The following is an 18,820-nucleotide window of genomic DNA, read 5'->3' as shown; positions in this document are numbered from 1 at the left end:
CGTCATTCACGTCGAACGGCGCAAGGAATATATGGCGTCCCTCGAGGCGGCGAGCAGCAAGCAGATTATCGCACCCTTCGCCGAGTTTCTTGCTGGCCTTGTCGAACGCGGACTCAAGGGCGAAGCGACCGCGGAGCTTCCTGCAGCACGCGAATAGCCGGGCGCCATTCTGTCAGCATGCTCCGGGCTTGAATTATTGATTGCACTAAAGGCCTGATCGGTCCTTCGGCCTGCCCTGCATCAGGGCGATGGCATCGGCAAATACGAGCTACTCGATACATTACAGGATCAGCGAGTAAGAATTGACGTGGCTGTCCGGCCGGATCGGGATACTCGGCCAGCTCGTGCATATGGTTTGCACAGCCCTATATCGCCCGCCTCGCAATCCGTCGCCAACGACCCGGCGTTTCTCCCGTCCGGCGCGCGAACGTGCGGTTGAAATGGCTCTGGTCGCAAAAGCCGCAAGCAAGTGCAATCTCGGCGAGCGGAAGATCCGTCGACCCGAGCAGTTCCTGAGCGCGATGAAGGCGTGAGCGGATGAGCCATTGATGCGGTGTCAGTCCGGTGGATGCATTGAATGCGTCAATGAAATAGCCGCGAGAAACGCGGCAACTTCTTGCAACCTCGCCGAGATCGATCGGGTCAGCCATATGGTCCGCCATCAGCTTCATGGCTTTGCGCACTTGCCACACAGCAAGGCGCGCGGTCTATGCGCCTTTAGACGGTCGCTGCCGAGCGCCGAAATGGGAAACTACAAACTCTTCGTGCGCGGCGTTCAACGACAACGGGCCGGTCGGTGACAATCGCAAAATGGGGGACCTGTCGAATGCTGACATTAGAGGGGCCTTAGCGCCGCCGATCCGGCAGGAGATTCCAGGCAACGGCGTTCGCGGCGAACGGTCGGTGGTCGCCGCGGCGTTTCTTCAGTTTGCGGCGCGGCCCAACGCGACCTCGACCGGCCCCTCATGCGGCGCACCGGACCGATAGGAAGCGGAAAGTTGCCAAACCCAGGCGGGGTCGGCGCCATAGCGGCGCAAGCGCTGCCGGTGGCGGCAGGTCGCAACCACAAGCATGATCAGCATGGCATAGGCCCAAACCGCGACGACGGTACCATAGGCCCAGGGAATGATCTCCAAGCGCAATCCCGCCAGGTGCGACAATGCCACGCAGGCCTGCGTTCCTGCCATCCACGCGGGCCAGTACCGGGTTGTTACCAGCGACAAGAGATAGAGCGCAACGAAGGCAGCGGAGTCGATGGCGAACATAGGCCATTCCACACCGGCGAAGCGGCTTTGCATCGGCTCCACGACCCAGGCACTGAGTTGAAAGTCGACGATCAGGATGACGGCCCCTATCCTCTCCGGCGCTCCTCCGCGGATTAGCGCGAAGAGGCTGGAGACAATGTAAAGGGCGTTGAAAATCAATATCCTGATCATCAGGGCGTACGGTCAGCATTACGGGGCTCCCGGTCAACCGGCAATCGCATCCGGCTCTTCAGGACTTGCTGCCGACTGCACGGCGCTCCACGACGGGAGCGGAATCTTGTCGCCGCCAAGCGTTTCAGGAATCCGCAGATCGCGGCGTATTTCGTCGAGGTTCAAGTGTCCGCTTGTTGCCTTGCCCATAGCCTGATTGACGAGCGAGATGGACGCGACAAAATCGCTGATCACCTCCACGCCAACGATATCGGAGACGTTGGCTCGCGACCGCGCCTCCGGCAGCAAGCCGACAAGCGCGGAACCGCTTGAAAGGGCGCGGCCAAGATCCATTTCGAAGGTCTTCAGTCGCGACACAATTTCTCCCGCGACTTCGTGGCGCTGCATTTGAACCTGACGTTTTTCCATAAATGACATCGACATATAACTCCTCGCGGCCCCAGGCCGTCGCCATGCGTGAATCCGATGTCAGCGTGTGAGGGCGATGGTCAGCTGCGAGAGTTCCGATGCCACGGCCATGATTGCTCCCGCTCCGATGGCGATAACGCCAAAAAGGAGAAGCGGCCATGCAAGACGCCATCCAAAACTCAGATCGTTCCATGGTCTTCCTTTCGTTGCGAAAGGAAACAGGCTCGATCGCTCCACCATCACCGGCTCAAACGCCGACGTGTCGGTGGCGCTGTTCTGGACAGGAACCGCCATGGGGGACGATCCCCATTCTTTGGTATCCGAATTAGTGATGGGGTCCTCGAGGGCGCGAAGCAACTGGGCTGCGCTCCAGCTGTCGGTCGTCCCCAGCTTGCGCCGCGCGGATTTCAGATGCTCGTTGACAGTGTTGACCGATAAGCCAGTAACCCGGGCCACTTCCTTGGCACGCATGGGTTTTAGAAGAAGCCTCAGGCATTCCTTCTCACGGGGCGTGAGTTGATCGATGGTCATGGAATGACTCCGGACGCACAAACGAATGACTCAATACAAGATCAAATCAATCCACTGGACTGTAAGCATTGTAGGTTTTCCTGCCGATTCCAACTAGCACTCTCTTTCCGATGTCAAAATTTCGGGGTGAACGGCTAGCCTCGGTGACGCCCTAGCCTAGCCATCCACGACGTCCGTCTCGCGGCGAGATGCAGGTCGTGCCATATTCAGCCGACGCCGACTGGAGTTTGGCCATCAATTGCCCGGCCTGGCTCCGCCCTACATCGGGGGAGCCGGCAAAAGTGCCAAGAAAAATAAGGAAGCTCGAGGCCACTGGCATTCCCCGTGCCTCAACCCAGACGATGCCATATTGACCACTTCCGGATCGGTAGGGTCGGCATGCAAGCGCAAGCATGTCATCGGGAGTCCCTAGCGTTCTAAGGCTCTGTTCCTCGCGCAAATCGCGCCGCAGCGCGGCGTGGCAGGAGGTCGCGTAAATGGGCCTCCGCCTCGCCGCTTTCCCGCATCCCCACGGCTCTGGCGAGCAACGATTTAACTTCGCCGGCATAGTCCCGAAAGCCAGCCATGAGATCGCCGGCCGGATGGCAGCAGGCGCGGCATCGGCGACCGAGTTTCGACGAGGAAGTCGATCAGACGGAGGAGTTCGTGGTCGTTTACATGGCGAAGCCAGCATCACGCTCGCATTGTTCGAGCAGCATGAAAAAGTCTCTCGCGCCATGCCCTTGTGCGCGGGCGGCTTCATATTGCTGACGGACGAGCGCGCTGAGCGCCATCGGGACGTGGTCGAACTTGGCCGAATCCAGCGCGAGATCAACGTCGTTGATCATCTGTGACACCGTAAACGCGGGAGTAAAATCGCGCCGAATAAGCATGGCGCGCTTGTAGTCCAGAACCGGCGATGCCACCACGCTTTCGCAGATGACATCGAGCATAGCCTCGACAGAGAGACCGCCCTTTTCGCCAAAAGTCAGCGCTTCGCCGACCAGTGCTGCGGTGCCTGCCAACATCAGGTTGAGGACAAGTTTCAGGTAGCGGGCTTCCTCCGCTGTTCCGACAAGAAACTGGCGCGCCGAAAGGCAAGACAGGAGCGGCAGCACGGCGGCGTAGTCGTCCCTATTGCCCGACGCGAGCACAGTGAGCTTCCCATCCTTTGCCATGACGGTGCTGCCGGAAACGGGCGCGCGCAGATAGCGCGCGCCAGCGGCGGCGAGCGCGGACGCCACCTTCGCTGACACGGCGGGCGACAATGTGCTCATTTCGATGAGCAGCTTCGATTCATCCAACGCGGGGAGAATCCCGTTTTCGCCGAAGATGATCTGCTCGAGCGCCTGGTCGTTGGGAATGGTGAGAAATATCAGGTCGCTCGCTTCAGCCAATTCCGCCAAGCTCGACGCCCTCCGCCCGCCTTCGGCGATCAGAGGCTCAATTTCGGCATGCGATGGGTCGAACACCGTTACCGCATAGCCTTGTCTCGCCAGGCGAAAGCTCATCGGTGAGCCCATCTTGCCAGCGCCGATCCACCCTATCCGCTCCAATTCTTGTCTCCATCCGGCTATCTGAACTGCCAATGGTGGCGGCGCCAGCGTTTATAACGCCGCCGATTAGCCGGCCGCGAGCTTGACGCTCCTTCCGGTCTTGAAGAATTCTTCGACGTCGAACCGCGGAATCTCGGGCGGCACAAAGTAGTTGATCACCATATCTGGCCAAGTTGCAAGATATGCGATGAAGCTTTCTCCAAGGCCTTGGGTGCGCAGATAGTCGGCAGTTACGGGGAACTTCTGGGGGATGAAGTGTGGATTCGCCCTGAACAGCTTGGGCAGGTTATGATGAGCGATCGCCGCGCGTCCAATGACGACGAAATCCGCCCCTTGCTCAAGGCAGCGTGTCGCGTCGGCATGCGAATTTATCTTACCCGCGAAACCAAGCCTGACCCCCTTCATATCCAGCTCCGTGAAATAGGACATCAATGAGCGTCCTTGATATTTGGGATCGACCGGATCTTTGAATACGTCCCAAAGCGATATATCAAGATAGTCGATTTTTCCTTCGTCGATCAACTGCTGGGCCAGTTCGGAGGTTTCACCGACATCCTGGCCGAAACGCTCCGGCGAAACTCGAACGCCGATCTGGAAATCCTCGCCGCAGCGCGCGCGAATTCCATCGACAATCTCAAGCAGGAACCGACGTCGTTTCTCAGGGCTGCCGCCGTAATGATCCTCACGCCTGTTATAGACGCTGCTCAGGAACGCACTGATCAGGTAACCATGGGCTCCGTGAAGTTCCACGCCATCGAAGCCGGCGCGTTTTGCGCGCTCGGCCGCGACTATGAAATCCTCAATTGTCGCGCGCACTTCTGCGACCGTCATCGCGCGTGCATGATCTTCCGGGGCGGCGGATGGTCCCGCGCGATCCGGAGTAATCGTGCGAATTCCGCCATGATAGAGCTGCATGCTTGATATGGCCCCCGCTCCGCGGAGGGCACCTGCGAGCCGCTCCAAGCCGGGAATCAAGGCATCAGAGTAGACGCCAAGTTCGCCGGGAAAGCCCTGGCCTTTCAGATGCACATGCGAGCAACAGGTCATGACCAGGCTGAAGTCACCCGTTGCGCGCATGAGCAACCAGTTCAACTCGTCGTCCGTCAGAGTGCCATCGTCACGTGCCTGCTGATTGGTCATCGGGGCGAGAAGAAAACGGTTTTTCATCGCGGGGCCACGCGGCAGCGTCAACGGTTCAAATAGCGACACGATCGATCCATTCCTTCAATGACATATTGTCTTGCCAATCGCGGTTGGTACCAGTGCAGGGTGGGCAAGACGCTGGCTGTCTGCAGGTCTTCCCGAGCATTTAGCGACCCGGGATCCTCAGCAATGATGCTTGGGAATCCCGGACCGGACCAACGAGCTAGAACTTATAGGAGACGTCGACGCCGAACCGGCGGAGCGCGCCACCTGCAATGAAGTCGCCTCCGAACTCCGGAGCGATCACCACGTCCTCGACATAGTGCTTGTTAAACAGGTTGGTAGCGAACGCAGAAATCGAGAAGTTGCCAACATCCACACCGAGTCTTGCATTCACGGTCGCAAATGTATCCCGCGTCGAGTTGTCATAGGTTGCCGGCAACCCGAAGATGGTCGGTGTCGTATTCCGTTGAACGGTATGGAACGGGGTTGGACCGACAACTCTGAAATCGATGCGGCTAACCAGATTGACCCGGTCGGAAACCGGGGCATTCATCTGCACGCCGCCGTTGATCGTGAAATCGGGCGTCGCAGGAGATTTGTTGCCGACGGTATAAGGACGGCCGCTATTGGCTTTGATTTCGCTCTCGGTGTAGTTTCCGTTCACGAAAACCTTGAAGACGGGCGATATCTTATAGTCGATTGAAGCGTCGATACCGTAGATCTGCACCTTGTCGATATTGGAGGTGCTCCGCAGCAAACCGAAGTCGCCGACGAAGAATTCAAAGAATTGCATGTTTTTCACGTTGGTGAGAAAACCGGCCACTTCGAAGTTCACCGCATCGAAAACACGCCCCTTAACGCCAAGTTCGAATGCGCTGTTGGTTTCCTTTTTGATGAGATCGGGAACCGAGATTCCGGCACTGATGCCTGTCGGCGGCGGCGGATTGAAGTAGCCATTGATGATTGCCTCGGTGCCGGCCGGATTGAAGCCACCGGCCTTGAATCCCATGCCCCAGTTTCCGAAAATCGTGAGGTCATTGTTGGGCTTGTAGGTGATCGTGATCTTCGGTTGAAGTTGCTTGAACGTTTCCGAAATCGGGGCAATCACGCCCGACGGGTTATAGGCCGGGTCGAGCCCTGGATTGAGGAAATAGTTCGACGGCGTGGTCGCCGTACCAATCGGATATCCCGTACGCGGATTGCCAACCCAGCGCGTGCGGGCATTTACCGGAACATTATTGATGCGGTCGCGCGCTTCGATATCGTAGCGCAGTGCGACGCCCAGCCGAAGTTTGTCAGTCGCGTCCCAGTCGGCTGCGGCAAACACGGCATAGACATTGGTCCGGTAATTGTCATCGGTGAGATTCTCCGTCGGGAATCGCGGGTCCGTCGTGAAGCACTGACGCGTCCCGCCCTGGCCCGTGTCGAGAGTAAGGTTTACGCAAACCCGTCGATCGATGTAGATGTAGCTACCTCCCAGTTGCCAGTTCAACGAGGTGCCTTCGCCGCCAGTGAGCCGGATTTCCGAAACCACATCTTTCTGCGTGCGACGATTGCCCTGGATACCGTCGCAGGTGGAAGGTGAGTAGGGCATGGCGAAACCGAACGCAGCATTATACTGTGTAAATGGCGCCTGGTTGACTACTCCTGCCGTGGCTGGCCTGGTGCGGATGCAGGTGGGCTCGTTGTTGAAAAAACCGAACGCCCCGCTCGTTCCTCCAGCAATATATTCATTCCTGTTGTTGTTGTAGGCCACGACTCCGATCAATGTGCCGAAATCCAGGTCCTGCCGAATTCTCATCGACGCCCCATATGTTTTTTGCCAGTGCTTAGCCTCGGTGTCGTCCGTGAATATGAACTTGTGCTTGCTCACCGGCGCGTTGAAAATCGGGTCATTGAACGCTTGCGCGAGTGTTGGGATCTGGAAGACTGCGTTGAAACTCAGTGCGCCGCCGTGGCTTCTTCCGTAATTGGCCTTGAGATCGATTTCGGTGTCATCCGAGGGCTCAATCAGGATGCGCCCAAAGATGTTCAATTTGTTATAGCTGTCCACTGAAGCCGGATTGCCGCGATAGCCGTACACACTCTGATGCAGATCCGACCCTACGAAGGTGTTGCGATAATATCCGTCCGACTTGGTCCATTCGCCGTTCAGCACGAATCCGACACCATCTGTGACAGGGCCACTTAGCAGCCCGGAGACGAGATATGTGTTGTCGTTGGCGACACGGCCCTTGATCTGACCAGACAGATCCGGCGTCGGCTTCTTTGTCGTAATGACGATAGCGCCGGCCGACGCGTTCCGACCGTAGATAGCGCCCTGTGGCCCCTTGAGAATTTCGACCTGTGCCAGCGCACCCTGAGGCTCATTAGTTGAAGCAATGCTCGTCTTGAGAACGCCATCGACCACCAGCGCAATGTTGTTTTCCGCGTCGCGCGGGCTGTTCAGACCTCTGATGTTGATGGACACGTCCGATGGATCGGTTGTGGCGGTTTGAATGGTGACACCCGAAGTCAAGCTCACGAAATCGACTGCTACGCGAGCTTTGGTATTTTCGATTGTGTCGGTCGAGAGCACATAGACCGACGCAGGAACATCCTTCAGGGATTCGTTCTTCTGCCGTGCGGTAACGATGATCTCGTCGCCATGGCCTTCTTCTGAAGCTTGATCGATCACGTCGCCGGCGCTGCTCGCCATCGCCTGGGCGTTCACTTGCCCGGGCAACAGCGCAATGCCCCAAGCGCAACCACATAGAAGCTGCGAAATTGCCTTCAGGTTCATCATCTCTCTCCCTCGATTGCAAAGTTCGGCTCTTCACGCGTCTCCCGCTGCTTGCGGAAAGGCGAATGCCGACTTAGTTTGTCGTCAAGGCGTAGAGCCCATCGAGGGGCGGCAGTCTTGAAAATCCTTGCTCGCATGGGTTGAACAATCCTGCGAGGTGGCAACCGGGATTGCCTAAGATTTCGCGGCCATTCCGGCCGCAAGAGCAGCTATAAATTCCTGCCGGGCCGCACTGATGATTTTAGGAAAGCGTGGCGCTTTGCAGAGCCACGGCCGAGGCGCCCGGTCAGCTCACGATCAGCGACGATCGAGCATCATGCGATATCAAGTTTCGATCATCTGCGCCGCAAGGACTTTTCGCCATCGCGCGGGCAAGACGACTGGTCGGCGGCTCTTACGATCTACCATGACATGGGTGAAATGCCCTTCCGCGGCAGCAAGGACGCTCAGCTCGCGGAAAATGCCAACGCGATACGTCACGCTTGTTCGCCCCAAATGGCTTACGCCAAACCCCACATCGACGGCTTCGGGATAGCAGACTGCTTCTGCATATCTACATCCCGTCTCGACCACCAGACCGATCAGCTTGCCCCCACTTAGACGAAGCAGGCCGCTGCCGATCAGCCAGCTGTTGATCGCAGTATCAAACCATCCATAGTGCACGGCGTTGTTGACATGACCATAGACGTCATTGTCCGCCCATTGCGTCTGAATCTTGGCCCATTGAGGGTAAGCACCGCGTGACAGGAGTTTCGCTTTTTCCAATCTGCCTCCTTGGGCAAGACGCTTCAACGGGAATACCATTCGGGAGAAAACTCGGTAGCCTCAGTAGGCTTCTCGATATAGCGACAGGGCGTCTTGTTCCGTCATGGCTCTCGGATTGTTGACGAGAAGCCGGGTCTGCAGCATCGCATCTCTCGCGAGCGAAGGCAGGCTCTTTTCAGGAACTTCCACGTCCCGAAGCCGCAATGGGCAACCGGAATCGACGAGCAGCTGGCCAATGAAGGACACAAACGCCTCAGCCCTCTCGACAGTCGGTGCTGCCGTAGGCCCCAAGACCGCGTCGCCAAGTTCGGCGTACAGCGCCGCCGCTGTTACCATATTGAATCGAAGTACCGGCATCAGCATGAGTGCGTTGGACAGCCCATGTGCGATGTGAAAAAGTCCTCCGAGCGGATAAGCAAGCGCGTGGACCGCCGCGACCGGCGCGTTCGCAAACGCCTGCCCCGCAAGATTTGCACCAAGCATCATGGCTTCTCGCGCGTCCCTGTCATGACCAACGCGACAAGCGGTGATCAAGTTGCCCGTCATGAGCCGGAGGGCTTCGCGAGCAAACATATCGGACATGGGGTTCTTGCGGTTCTGGCTCGTATATGCCTCGATGGCATGCACGATCGCGTCGATGCCTGTTGCCGCAGTGAGGAGCGGCGGCATACCGCAGGCAAGTTCCGCATCAAGGATGACCCGATCGGCGTATAGCTGCTGCGCTATAATTCCCGATTTCGAAGATTCCCCCGTGGTCAGGATCGATATGTTCGTTGCCTCGGACCCTGTGCCGGCGGTAGTTGGCATTTGTACCAGGGGCACTCTTTTGCCCCTTACGCGATCTATGCCGTAGAGTTCGGACAGATGTTGCTCTGAGACAGCAAGGACCGCAACCAGCTTGGCAATATCCATCGATGAACCGCCACCCAGGCCAAGAACGATATTCGTGCCCGCCTCACGCGCCAGCTGGACAGCGTTGGCGAGCACGGATTCGGGTGGGTCGGCAACAACGCCGTCAAAAACCGTTATTGCGAAGCCGGCTCCTTCGAGCGATTCCAAAGCAGGATCCAGGATACCAGCGGCGCGCAGATGATGGTCCGTAACGATCAGGATGCGGCGCTCTGCAAAACACTCAGCAAAGAATTGTCCCAAGCGGCGATGGACGCCCCATTCGACATGGAGGGTCGGCACTGAACGAAAAACAAGCGGCGTCTCGCGACTCCCAAATCTCGTTTCTGCCGCATTGCGAGTTGGCGCGGCGAGCGATCCATCGAGCGGTCGCGTCGCAGAACTCACGTCAAAATTGCTTCGCGATCGAAAATCATTGAGTCATATCCTGACTCGCGCACCGCCTGAAGCGCATCGCGGTAATTTCCAAGGCCGCCGAGATAGAACATCACGGCGTTTTTCTTTCCCGGAATATTAGCTCCGAAGATCCACGATTCAGCTTTCGGGAAGAGTGTCATATTTGCAATTGTCCGGCACGTCTCTACCCACTCGTCTTCGGCGGCCTGTGTCGGCTCGATCGTGGAGCGGCCGTCGGCTTCCATGGTGGCGATCGCGTCGGCAATCCAGTCAACCTGGCTTTCGAGACTCGGCGGAAGGTTTGTGAATGGGCCATTCGGGCCGAGGATCATGAACATGTTCGGGAAGTCGGCCTCCATCATTCCGAGATACCCCAAGGGACCATCGGCCCATTTTTCGCGAATGGTTACACCGCCGCGCCCGTGAATATCGATCTTCGTATAGTTCCCGTCGACCGCATCGAATCCCGTGGCGAAAATCACGACGTCAAGTTCGTGCTCGATACCACTGGCCAGGCTAACGCCATTTGCCGTGAACTCGGTGATCGGATCTTCCTTGACGTCTACCAGCGACACGTTCTTCCGATTATAGACTCCGTAGTAGTCCGTTGCGCACAGGGGGCGTTTGGCATAAAGATCGCTAGGCATCAGTTTCCGGGCAATGTCCGGATCCTTCACAATTCTGGCAATTTTCCGCTTGATGAAGTTGGCAGCGGACGTGTTTACGTCATGACTGGTTGCGACATCGGTGAATGTCTCGAACATGAAGCGGAAGCCGCCACCTCGCTGCCAGGCTTCTTCGAATACCCGGTCTCGTTCGGCTTCGGAGACATCTAGTCCTGACGTTGTGCTCTCGGCGAAGCCAAAGGCAACCTGTGAACGCTTAATCTGTTTCCAGATTTCGTCATAGTTGGCCTTATAATTGTCGATCGTCTCGGTGTCTTCGGGCCAGTTTCCAATAGGAACCACATATTGGGCCGATCGTTGAAACACGGCCAGATGCTGCACAATGGGCGCAAGCGCGATGATGACCTGAACGCCTGTAGAGCCGGTTCCTATAATGCCGACACGCTTTCCGCTCAGATCGGCGCCTTCTGGCCAAGCGCCAGTATGGTAAACTTCGCCGCGATATTCATCGATGCCGGCGAATCGTGGCTTGTTTATTGCCGAAAGCAGCCCCAGGCCGGTGATCAGATACTTCGCCGATGCCGACTCCCCCTTATCTGTCAAAACGTGCCACAAGCCGGTGGCCTCGTCGAAGCGGGTTGACACGATTTTCGTATTGAATTGATAGCTGCTGCGCAGATCAAAGCGGTCAGCGACGCCGTTCAGATATTCGAGAATCTCGGGCTGCGTAAGGTATCGAGACTGCCAGCTGCCTTGATCAAGAAGTTCCTTGTCAAACGAAAAGCGGTAACAAAAGCTCTCCGTATCGGAAAGGGCTCCGGGGTAACGATTCCAGTGCCAGGTTCCCCCGACGTCGCTCGCATTGTCATAGGCCTTCACGTGAAGACCCTGCTCATTGCGAAGCTTATGGACCGCATAGAGTCCTCCAAAGCCTCCGCCGATGACAATCGCGTCGAAATCGGCACCATGGGTTTTTGTCGCGGTTACATTGCTGATCATTATTTTCTCCAGAGCGGGGTTCCCGCACAAACCGTTGCTGCGAAATGGATTTTCGCGCGTGTCAAAGTGAGTGATACCAAGCGGCGATCTTGAGCAGTTCCTCGTCAGCTTCAGCGGCTCGACCGGCGAGAGCTGGAAAGACATGCTGCATGCCAGGGACGACCGAGAACGCGACTGAAACGCCTTCGCTCCGTGCCTTTTCGCACAAGGCTTCGGCGTCGCTTAGCAATGTCTCGGCGCCGCCCGCATTGACGTACAATGGAGGGAATCGCCGAAAGCTGTTCTCGAGCGGGTTCGCCAGCGGATTTAGCGGACTGGCCGCGTCGCCAAGAAACATGGCGATCATACCTTCCAGTATCGGCCTGCCAACGAGAGCATCCGTTGCGGCGTTTGTCTCCAGCGTGGCACCACGCAACGCCATGTCCAGCCAGGGCGAAAACGCGATGAGGCTTCCAGGAAGCTGCTCGCCAAGTTCTCGAAGTTGAAGAACCATGGCAATGGCAAGATTGCCGCCGGCGCTGTCACCCGCACTTGTTATGTGCCGGGGCTCTATGCCTCTTTCGATCAAGCCCAAATATGACGCAACCGCATCCTCGATCTGGGCCGGAAATGGAAATTCGGGCGATCGTCGATAGTCCAGGATGAAAGCTGATACGCCCAGAGCTTTCGCAAGATGCCCCACAAGCTTGCGATGGCTATCAGCTGAACCGACCGCGAAACCTCCGCCGTGGGTGTAGAGTATGACGCGAGAGAGATCTGCATCTCGCGGGAATGCCCATATGCCTGGAACACCGCCAATTTCATCTGACTTGTAGCTTACCCCTTCCGGCTCGCGTGCGGGCTTGCCCCACTCGTCGAACATACTGCGCAGCCCTGCGATGGACATTTCAGGATCAGCGACCATTCGGTCGCTCCAATCCTGGTACAGCTCGCGCAGGAAATCTGCTTCCCGATTTTCTGCCATTTTCCTCTCCATCCAAATTCTTGCGAACGCCGTACTCCACCGCTGCCCGTCGCATGAGGCAGACAGATGTGAGGCGTGATCAGGAGGAGACGCTAGGTTGCGCTGGTGAGGACGTCTTGAATTTCCCTGCGCGTTCCGTTGTCGTTTATTGCTGTCACATTAGGAGCAAACGCTCTGTCCGCCGACGCCAACACACGTCGCAACCAAGGCCATAGCGCACATCGGACCGGGCAAGTCCCTTTGCTGCATTGCCAACATTTCGTGTAGAGGACCCTCGCATGTCGAGGATTCCCAGGGATTGTCGATGATCGGGTGCAGTACGATCGCGGCGTTCGATCCGCACCATCATGACATCGCTCATGCGCAAACGCCTGCAAATCGCGAAACAAATTTCGTGTTGAGGTAGCCGTCAAAGGTTTCGCTACCGCCTTCCGTGCCGTAGCCGCTGTCACGGACTCCTCCGAACGGGGTTTCAGGTAATGCCAGTCCAAAGTGATTGATGCTGACCATGCCGGCCTGGAGGGCGGCGGCGGCACGATCGGCCCGCTCAAGCGAACTGGTAAAGACATAGGAAGCCAAGCCGAACGGCAATGTGTTTGCCCGATCGATAGCATCGCTCATATCACCAAAGCGCGAAACAACGGCAATTGGCCCGAATGGTTCATCCCGCATCAGTGCGATGCGATCACCCATGGTATCGACGATGGTCGGTGCGAAAAAATAGCCCGCATTTCCCTGTCGTGCGCCACCAGCCAGGACTGCGGCTCCGCCAGCGCGCGCGTCCTCAACAAGCCGCTCCATTTCCGTAATCCGCCTTGCGTGGCACAGCGGTCCCATTTGAACATCCGCCTCGAGCCCATCGCCTACCTTGACACTCGCGAAGACGTCAACCAACGCGTCGACAAAGCGTTGGTGGACGCCCGCTTGCACGAAGAACCTGGTCGGTGAAATACAGACTTGTCCGGCGTTTCGCAGCTTGTTGCTAGCCAATGCCAGGGCAGCGCCCTCTGCGTCGGCATCGTCGAAAACCAGGACCGGCGCATGACCGCCAAGTTCCATTGTGGTGCGCTTCATGTGGCGACCCGCGAGTTCAGCAAGATTCTTGCCGACTTCAACCGATCCGGTGAAAGTAATTTTGCGGACGTCAGGATGGGCCACCAACGTTTCTGAAATCATCGCCGCATTGCCCCACACAAGATTGAGGCACCCATCGGGCAGCCCAGCTTCTTGAAGGTAACGGGCGATGGCCAAACATGCGGACGGAGCTTCTGCAGGGCCTTTCAGGATCATCGTGCAACCGCAAGCTAACGCGGCCGCGACCTTACGTACCGCCTGACTCAGTGGAAAATTCCAGGGCGTAATCGCCAAGCATACCCCCACTGGTTCACGCAGGACCAGCTGTTGTACAGTGGGAGAGCGCGAAGGAATCACTCGGCCATAGATGCGGCGCCCTTCCTCGGCATGCCAATCGACATGATCGGCCGAGGCCCGTACTTCAACGCGCGCTTCAGCCAGCGGCTTCCCTTCATCCAAGGTAATGGCCGTAGCAATTGATTCTTCGTTCTCACGAAGCAGGTCCGCGAACCGCCGCAAGATGGCGCTCCGATCGAGCGGCGAACGTTGCTTCCAATCATCAAAAGCCGCCTGGGCGGATCGAACCGATGCCTCAAGATCTTCCAATGTTGCCATCGCCATCAGGCCAATCTGCTGTGCCGTGGCCGGATTGATGACTGGCTGTGCCTCACGTTCTCCTGGATCGATCCACGCGCCGGCAATGAACAATCCAATGTCTGTATAATCATGTTGCGTCATAACGACCCTCTCCGACCTTGAGTGCCAGCGTCCATGCCGCACTAGCATCTCAAATAAAATATTCCGCTGTGCCGAAATATATTCCGCAAACTTGACAGAAGCATTACTCCGTGCTTAGAAGCATTTCAAGCCGGCAACGACCGGAGCGAGAGGAGTATGGCGGTGCGACCGCGCAAGGAGCCTTCAAAAGTCGGTGATACAGATCGCGATTTCGTGGTCGCGTTGGGACGTGGACTCGAAGTTTTGCGCGCTTTCCGAAAGGAGGGTGAGGCCTTAGGCAACGGTGACTTTGCCGCCCGGACCGGCTTGAGCAAGTCGACCATCTCCAGGCTGACGTACACGCTCCATCGTCTTGGGTACCTGAGCTTCAATCCGGAAACAGCCCGATACCGCCTCGCTCCGCCCGTCCTTTCTCTAGGATATTCCTGCCTGGCTGGCATGCCGACCTTGCAGTTGGCCAAGCCATATATGCAGGAGCTGGCGAACTACTCGGGTATGCCCGTTGCGGTTGCGGGCAGAGATCGCCTGACCATGGTTTATCTGGAACGCTGCCGCGGTCCAAACCCGGTTACACTCGCGATCGAAGTGGGGGCTCATATCAAACTTGCGACCACGGCGATTGGTCGTGCGTACCTGGCGGGTATATCCGAAGATCTCAGATCTGAAATCCTTCAAGAAATTCAAGACCATGAAGGCCATGGCTGGCCCGCGATCGAGCGCGGGATATATGACGCTTTCGAATCCCACGCGAAACACGGATATTGCCTTTCGATTGGCGAATGGAAGACGGATGTTAACTCCGTAGCTGTGCCCTTCATCCCCTCAGACGGTTCGCCCGTTTTAGCCTTCAACTGCGGCGGGGCGGCGTCCCACCTATCACGCGATTGGATCGAAACCGACATTTCTGCTCGGCTGAAAGACCTTGTCCGCAACATCAGCGCGATTTCGCCCTGAGCTTTTGGAAACATTTTGATGCCCCTGGATGACGATACACTCTCACAGTTCCTCGACACGCTGGATCGCTTTGTCCGCGAGCGGCTCGTCCCGTGCGAAGCCGAGGTGGCCGAAAACGATGCAATTCCACCGGCTCTCACCGAGGAAATCAGGATCATGGGCCTATTCGGCATGTCGATACCTCAGGAATATGGTGGCCTCGGCTTGACCATGACCGAAGAGGTAAAAGCTGCATTTGTACTCGGTCAGGCCTCCCCGGCGTTCCGGTCACTGATCGGAACGAACAATGGCATCGGGTCGCAAGGGATTATCATCGACGGCACCGCCGAACAACGAGAGCGCTACTTGCCTCGACTGGCAACGGGAGAATTGATTTCTTCATTTGCCTTAACCGAACCCGATGCGGGCTCTGACGCCGGTTCGCTTTCCACATCTGCCAAGCGCGATGGCGATCATTACGTCATAAATGGGACCAAACGTTTCATAACAAACGCGCCGCACGCAGGACTGTTCACAGTTTTCGCACGCACCAAGCCGGGATCGACAAACTCTTCGGGAGTTACAGCCTTCCTCGTGGATGGCGATACAGCCGGCATCACATTCGGCGCTCGTGACCGCAAGATGGGCCAGAGAGGGACGCACACATGCGATGTGATTTTCCAGGATGTACGAGTGCACGAATCCGCGATCATCGGTGGTCCGGATCGCGAAAACCAGGGATTCAGGACGGCAATGAAAGTACTCGACCGCGGTCGTCTGCATATTTCTGCCGTATGCGTCGGTGCCGCCGAGCGGCTTATCCGGGACAGCCTGAGCTATGCCATGGAGCGAAGGCAGTTCGGTGAGGCGCTTGCGGAGAAGCAGCTTATTCAAGCGATGCTAGCCGACAGCAAGGCCGAGGCATTCGCCGCCCGTTGCATGATCGAGGAGACCGCACGTCGACGTGACTCCGGTCAAGACGTGTCGACGGAAGCGGCATGTTGCAAGATGTACGCCAGCGAGATGGTTGGCCGGGTCGCCGATCGCGCGGTCCAGATTCATGGTGGCGCAGGCTATATGTCCGAATATTCAGTGGAGCGGTTCTACCGGGATGTGCGCCTGTTTCGAATTTACGAAGGCACGACACAGATTCAGCAACTCATCATCGCACGGAACATGATCCGTGACGCAGCCTGATCGGAGACTTGAAATGAGCCTCGACTTCCGTTCCTGTCCGCGCGTTATCTGCGAAGCGGGATCGCTCTCTCAAATTGGAGCACTTATGCGCGGCCTTGGCGGAAGTCGCGTTTTGCTTGTCACCGACCCTGGAATTTTTGCTTGCGGATTTGCCGAACAAGCCGTTTCCGCCCTTGCCGACGTCGGAATCGCGACATCGACTTTTGATCGCGTGGCAGCGGATCCGCCGATAACTGTGGTCAACGATGCCGTGGAATGCGCCCGGTCCTTCCACGCAGATGCCATTGTAGGCTTGGGTGGCGGAAGCTCTCTCGATACTGCGAAAGTCGTTGCCCTGGCAGCGGCGACCGGCCAGTCGGTCGATGACATGATCGGTACCGATAGGGCAGTCGGCCAGCGGCTGCCATTGATTCAGGTCCCCACAACGGCGGGTACTGGCTCGGAAGTCACATGGGTTTCGGTCCTGACCAGCGAAAATCACGAGAAGATGGCGGTTTATGCACCGCAATTGCTCCCGGATGTTGCATTGCTTGATGCAGAGCTTACCATAGGGATGCCTCGCAAAATTACTGCAGCAACTGCCCTTGACGCGATGGTGCACGCTATCGAGGCTGCGACCAGTCGGACCCGCAAGAACCCGGTATCGGACGGGCTGGCGGACAAGGCGCTCGCGCTTCTCGGACAAAATCTGCCACGCGTACTTGACGCTCCTTCGGATTTGGCCGCGCGCGAAGCTGTGTTGCTGGGGGCTACCTTGGCGGGCATGGCGTTCATCAATGCCAGCGTTGGCTCAATCCACGCCCTTTCCTACCCGTTGAGCAGCCATTTCCAGGTACCGCACGGCCATGGCAACGCCTTGGTTGCAGCACCGGTATTGCGGTTCAACCTCCCCTCCGCCGAGGCTGAATACGCGCGACTTGCCCGTGTGCTTTTGCCCCGGAACACCTTCTCCGACGATTTTGAGGCGGCCAACGGTCTGATCTTGGCGATCGAGTCGATGTTTGTTTCAAGCGGCCTGGAAACGCGACTTTCGCAACTGGGCATTTCTGCCGAAGCCGTCCCGATGATGGCGAGCGAGGTGACGACCGGACTTACCCGCCTGCAAGCAAACAATCCGCGCGACATGTCGTTTGCCGATGTGGTCTCGCTATATGAGGAAGTCCTATGATTGGCGGTCCGCTTGCAGGCATTCGTGTCGTTGACCTCAGCCGCGTCCTTGGCGGGCCATACTGCACGCAGGTTCTCGCCGACTACGGCGCCGAAGTCATAAAGATCGAGCCGCCGCAAGGTGACGAAACACGAGCGTGGGGCCCGCCCTTCAAGAACGGCGTCAGCGCATATTTTTCTGGCGCCAATCGCAACAAGCGCTCGATCTCAATCGATGTGGGCAAACCGGAAGGACGGGACATCATATTGAAGCTGTTGGAAGAAGCAGACGTGCTAGTCCACAACTTCAAGAGTGGTGCGCTGGAGAAGTGGGGATTGGGCTACACCGAAGTGCTTGAAGGGCGCTTCCCGCGCCTTGTTATGTGCCATGTTACGGGCTTCGGTGCCGACGGCCCGTTAGGCGGATTCCCAGGATATGATGCAGTGGTTCAAGCAATGACTGGCTTGATGAGCATCAATGGCGACCCCCAACATGGACCAGTCCGGATGGGAACGCCTATCGTTGATATCGGAACAGGCCTCATCGCCTGCAACGCCATCCTTGCCGCCATAATCGAACGAGGCCGGTCAGGGCTTGGTCAACAGATCGAAGTTCCTCTATACGATTGTGCTATCAGCATGCTCCATCCGCAGGCGGCGAATAGCTTGATGTCGGGCAACACACCCGTCGCGACTGGCAACGGTCATCCGAACATCGTACCCTATGACATGTTCGAGACGAGAACCGGAAATATCTATCTCGCGGTTGGCAACAATAGTCAGTTCGCAAAACTTTGCGCAGTGCTCGAACGCCCTGACATTGCCCGGGACGAGCGCTTCGTCGACAATGCGGACAGGATTGCACATCGAGAACAGCTTGGCGAAATCCTGGCACATTGCCTAACTCAATTCGAGGCGGAAGACCTCGAACGAACTCTCCTGATCGCCGGCGTGCCGGCAGGCGTCGTGCGCAACGTCAGCGACGCACTGGCGCATCCCCATACCATCCACCGCAATATGGTGATCGATGCGGAAGGCTATCGGGGCACGGGAATAGCTGCAAAGTTCGGCAGGACGCCAGGATCGGTCCACTCTGCACCGCCCGGCTTCGGGCAGCACAGCCGGCACATATTGCTTGAATCGGGATACAGTGAGGCCCAGATTGCGGAACTGGAAAATCAGGCGATAGTGTTTTGTACCGAGGGAGCTGACGGCGACTAGAACAAAGGCCAGCT

At 57.4% G+C, this 18,820-nt stretch carries 16 protein-coding genes; 4 read left to right on the top strand and 12 right to left on the bottom strand.

The genetic code is table 11. From position 1 onward, the window contains the following. Nucleotides 1-365: 365 nt before the first annotated feature. The 12 genes from ATE62_RS22860 to ATE62_RS08975 form a co-directional block, all read right to left on the bottom strand. Nucleotides 366-662 (bottom strand): helix-turn-helix domain-containing protein, encoded by a 297-nt coding sequence (locus tag ATE62_RS22860; protein ID WP_197412018.1) that lies wholly within the window; start codon nucleotides 660-662, stop codon nucleotides 366-368. 261 nt (nucleotides 663-923) lie between these two features. Continuing rightward, on the bottom strand, nucleotides 924-1,436 hold the full coding sequence (locus ATE62_RS09020) for a hypothetical protein (RefSeq protein WP_058807928.1): 513 nt from the start codon (nucleotides 1,434-1,436) through the stop codon (nucleotides 924-926). A gap of 33 nt (nucleotides 1,437-1,469) precedes the next feature. Next, a complete protein-coding gene (locus tag ATE62_RS09015) occupies nucleotides 1,470-1,859 on the bottom strand; it encodes a hypothetical protein (protein WP_156417083.1) in 390 nt (129 codons plus the stop codon). Between the two features lie 45 nt (nucleotides 1,860-1,904). After that, nucleotides 1,905-2,375 carry a helix-turn-helix domain-containing protein gene (locus tag ATE62_RS09010; protein ID WP_058807927.1) on the bottom strand — a complete coding sequence of 157 codons (471 nt, stop codon included), beginning with the start codon at nucleotides 2,373-2,375 and terminating at the stop codon, nucleotides 1,905-1,907. A 653-nt stretch (nucleotides 2,376-3,028) separates the two neighbouring features. After that, complete coding sequence (locus tag ATE62_RS09005; RefSeq protein ID WP_058807926.1) at nucleotides 3,029-3,910, bottom strand: NAD(P)-dependent oxidoreductase; 882 nt, start codon at nucleotides 3,908-3,910, stop codon at nucleotides 3,029-3,031. A 66-nt stretch (nucleotides 3,911-3,976) separates the two neighbouring features. Continuing rightward, a complete protein-coding gene (locus ATE62_RS09000) occupies nucleotides 3,977-5,119 on the bottom strand; it encodes an NADH:flavin oxidoreductase (RefSeq protein ID WP_231728208.1) in 1,143 nt (380 codons plus the stop codon). 157 nt (nucleotides 5,120-5,276) lie between these two features. Next, nucleotides 5,277-7,841 carry a TonB-dependent receptor gene (locus ATE62_RS08995; protein WP_058817806.1) on the bottom strand — a complete coding sequence of 855 codons (2,565 nt, stop codon included), beginning with the start codon at nucleotides 7,839-7,841 and terminating at the stop codon, nucleotides 5,277-5,279. Between the two features lie 321 nt (nucleotides 7,842-8,162). Further along, nucleotides 8,163-8,603 carry an acyl-CoA thioesterase gene (locus tag ATE62_RS22855; RefSeq protein WP_231736215.1) on the bottom strand — a complete coding sequence of 147 codons (441 nt, stop codon included), beginning with the start codon at nucleotides 8,601-8,603 and terminating at the stop codon, nucleotides 8,163-8,165. Between the two features lie 60 nt (nucleotides 8,604-8,663). Continuing rightward, complete coding sequence (locus tag ATE62_RS08990) at nucleotides 8,664-9,794, bottom strand: iron-containing alcohol dehydrogenase (RefSeq protein WP_058807924.1); 1,131 nt, start codon at nucleotides 9,792-9,794, stop codon at nucleotides 8,664-8,666. 101 nt (nucleotides 9,795-9,895) lie between these two features. Then, a complete protein-coding gene (locus tag ATE62_RS08985; RefSeq protein WP_197411660.1) occupies nucleotides 9,896-11,677 on the bottom strand; it encodes a flavin-containing monooxygenase in 1,782 nt (593 codons plus the stop codon). Continuing rightward, complete coding sequence (locus ATE62_RS08980; protein WP_058807952.1) at nucleotides 11,595-12,497, bottom strand: alpha/beta hydrolase; 903 nt, start codon at nucleotides 12,495-12,497, stop codon at nucleotides 11,595-11,597. Before ATE62_RS08980 ends, ATE62_RS08985 begins: the two co-directional genes overlap by 83 nt. Nucleotides 12,498-12,854: 357 nt before the next feature. Next, nucleotides 12,855-14,309 (bottom strand): NAD-dependent succinate-semialdehyde dehydrogenase, encoded by a 1,455-nt coding sequence (locus tag ATE62_RS08975; RefSeq protein WP_082660453.1) that lies wholly within the window; start codon nucleotides 14,307-14,309, stop codon nucleotides 12,855-12,857. 162 nt (nucleotides 14,310-14,471) lie between these two features. On the opposite strand from ATE62_RS08975, the gene ATE62_RS08970 reads away from it, so the two are divergent. Genes ATE62_RS08970 through ATE62_RS08955 form a run of 4 tightly spaced genes read left to right on the top strand, consistent with a single transcriptional unit; the run spans nucleotide 14,472 to nucleotide 18,806 of the window. Further along, nucleotides 14,472-15,263 carry an IclR family transcriptional regulator gene (locus tag ATE62_RS08970; protein ID WP_058807950.1) on the top strand — a complete coding sequence of 264 codons (792 nt, stop codon included), beginning with the start codon at nucleotides 14,472-14,474 and terminating at the stop codon, nucleotides 15,261-15,263. An 18-nt stretch (nucleotides 15,264-15,281) separates the two neighbouring features. After that, a complete protein-coding gene (locus ATE62_RS08965) occupies nucleotides 15,282-16,439 on the top strand; it encodes an acyl-CoA dehydrogenase family protein (protein WP_058807923.1) in 1,158 nt (385 codons plus the stop codon). Nucleotides 16,440-16,452: 13 nt separating this feature from the next. Then, entirely contained in the window at nucleotides 16,453-17,607 is a 1,155-nt protein-coding gene (locus tag ATE62_RS08960; protein WP_058807922.1) for an iron-containing alcohol dehydrogenase, read from the top strand. After that, complete coding sequence (locus ATE62_RS08955) at nucleotides 17,604-18,806, top strand: CaiB/BaiF CoA transferase family protein (protein WP_197411658.1); 1,203 nt, start codon at nucleotides 17,604-17,606, stop codon at nucleotides 18,804-18,806. Before ATE62_RS08960 ends, ATE62_RS08955 begins: the two co-directional genes overlap by 4 nt. Nucleotides 18,807-18,820 lie beyond the last annotated feature (14 nt).

Source organism: Sphingopyxis sp. HIX (assembly GCF_001468285.1).
Classification (GTDB): Bacteria; Pseudomonadota; Alphaproteobacteria; order Sphingomonadales; family Sphingomonadaceae; genus Sphingopyxis.
Note: the sequence above shows the minus strand (reverse complement) of the source record. Positions and strands in the feature narration are given on the sequence as shown.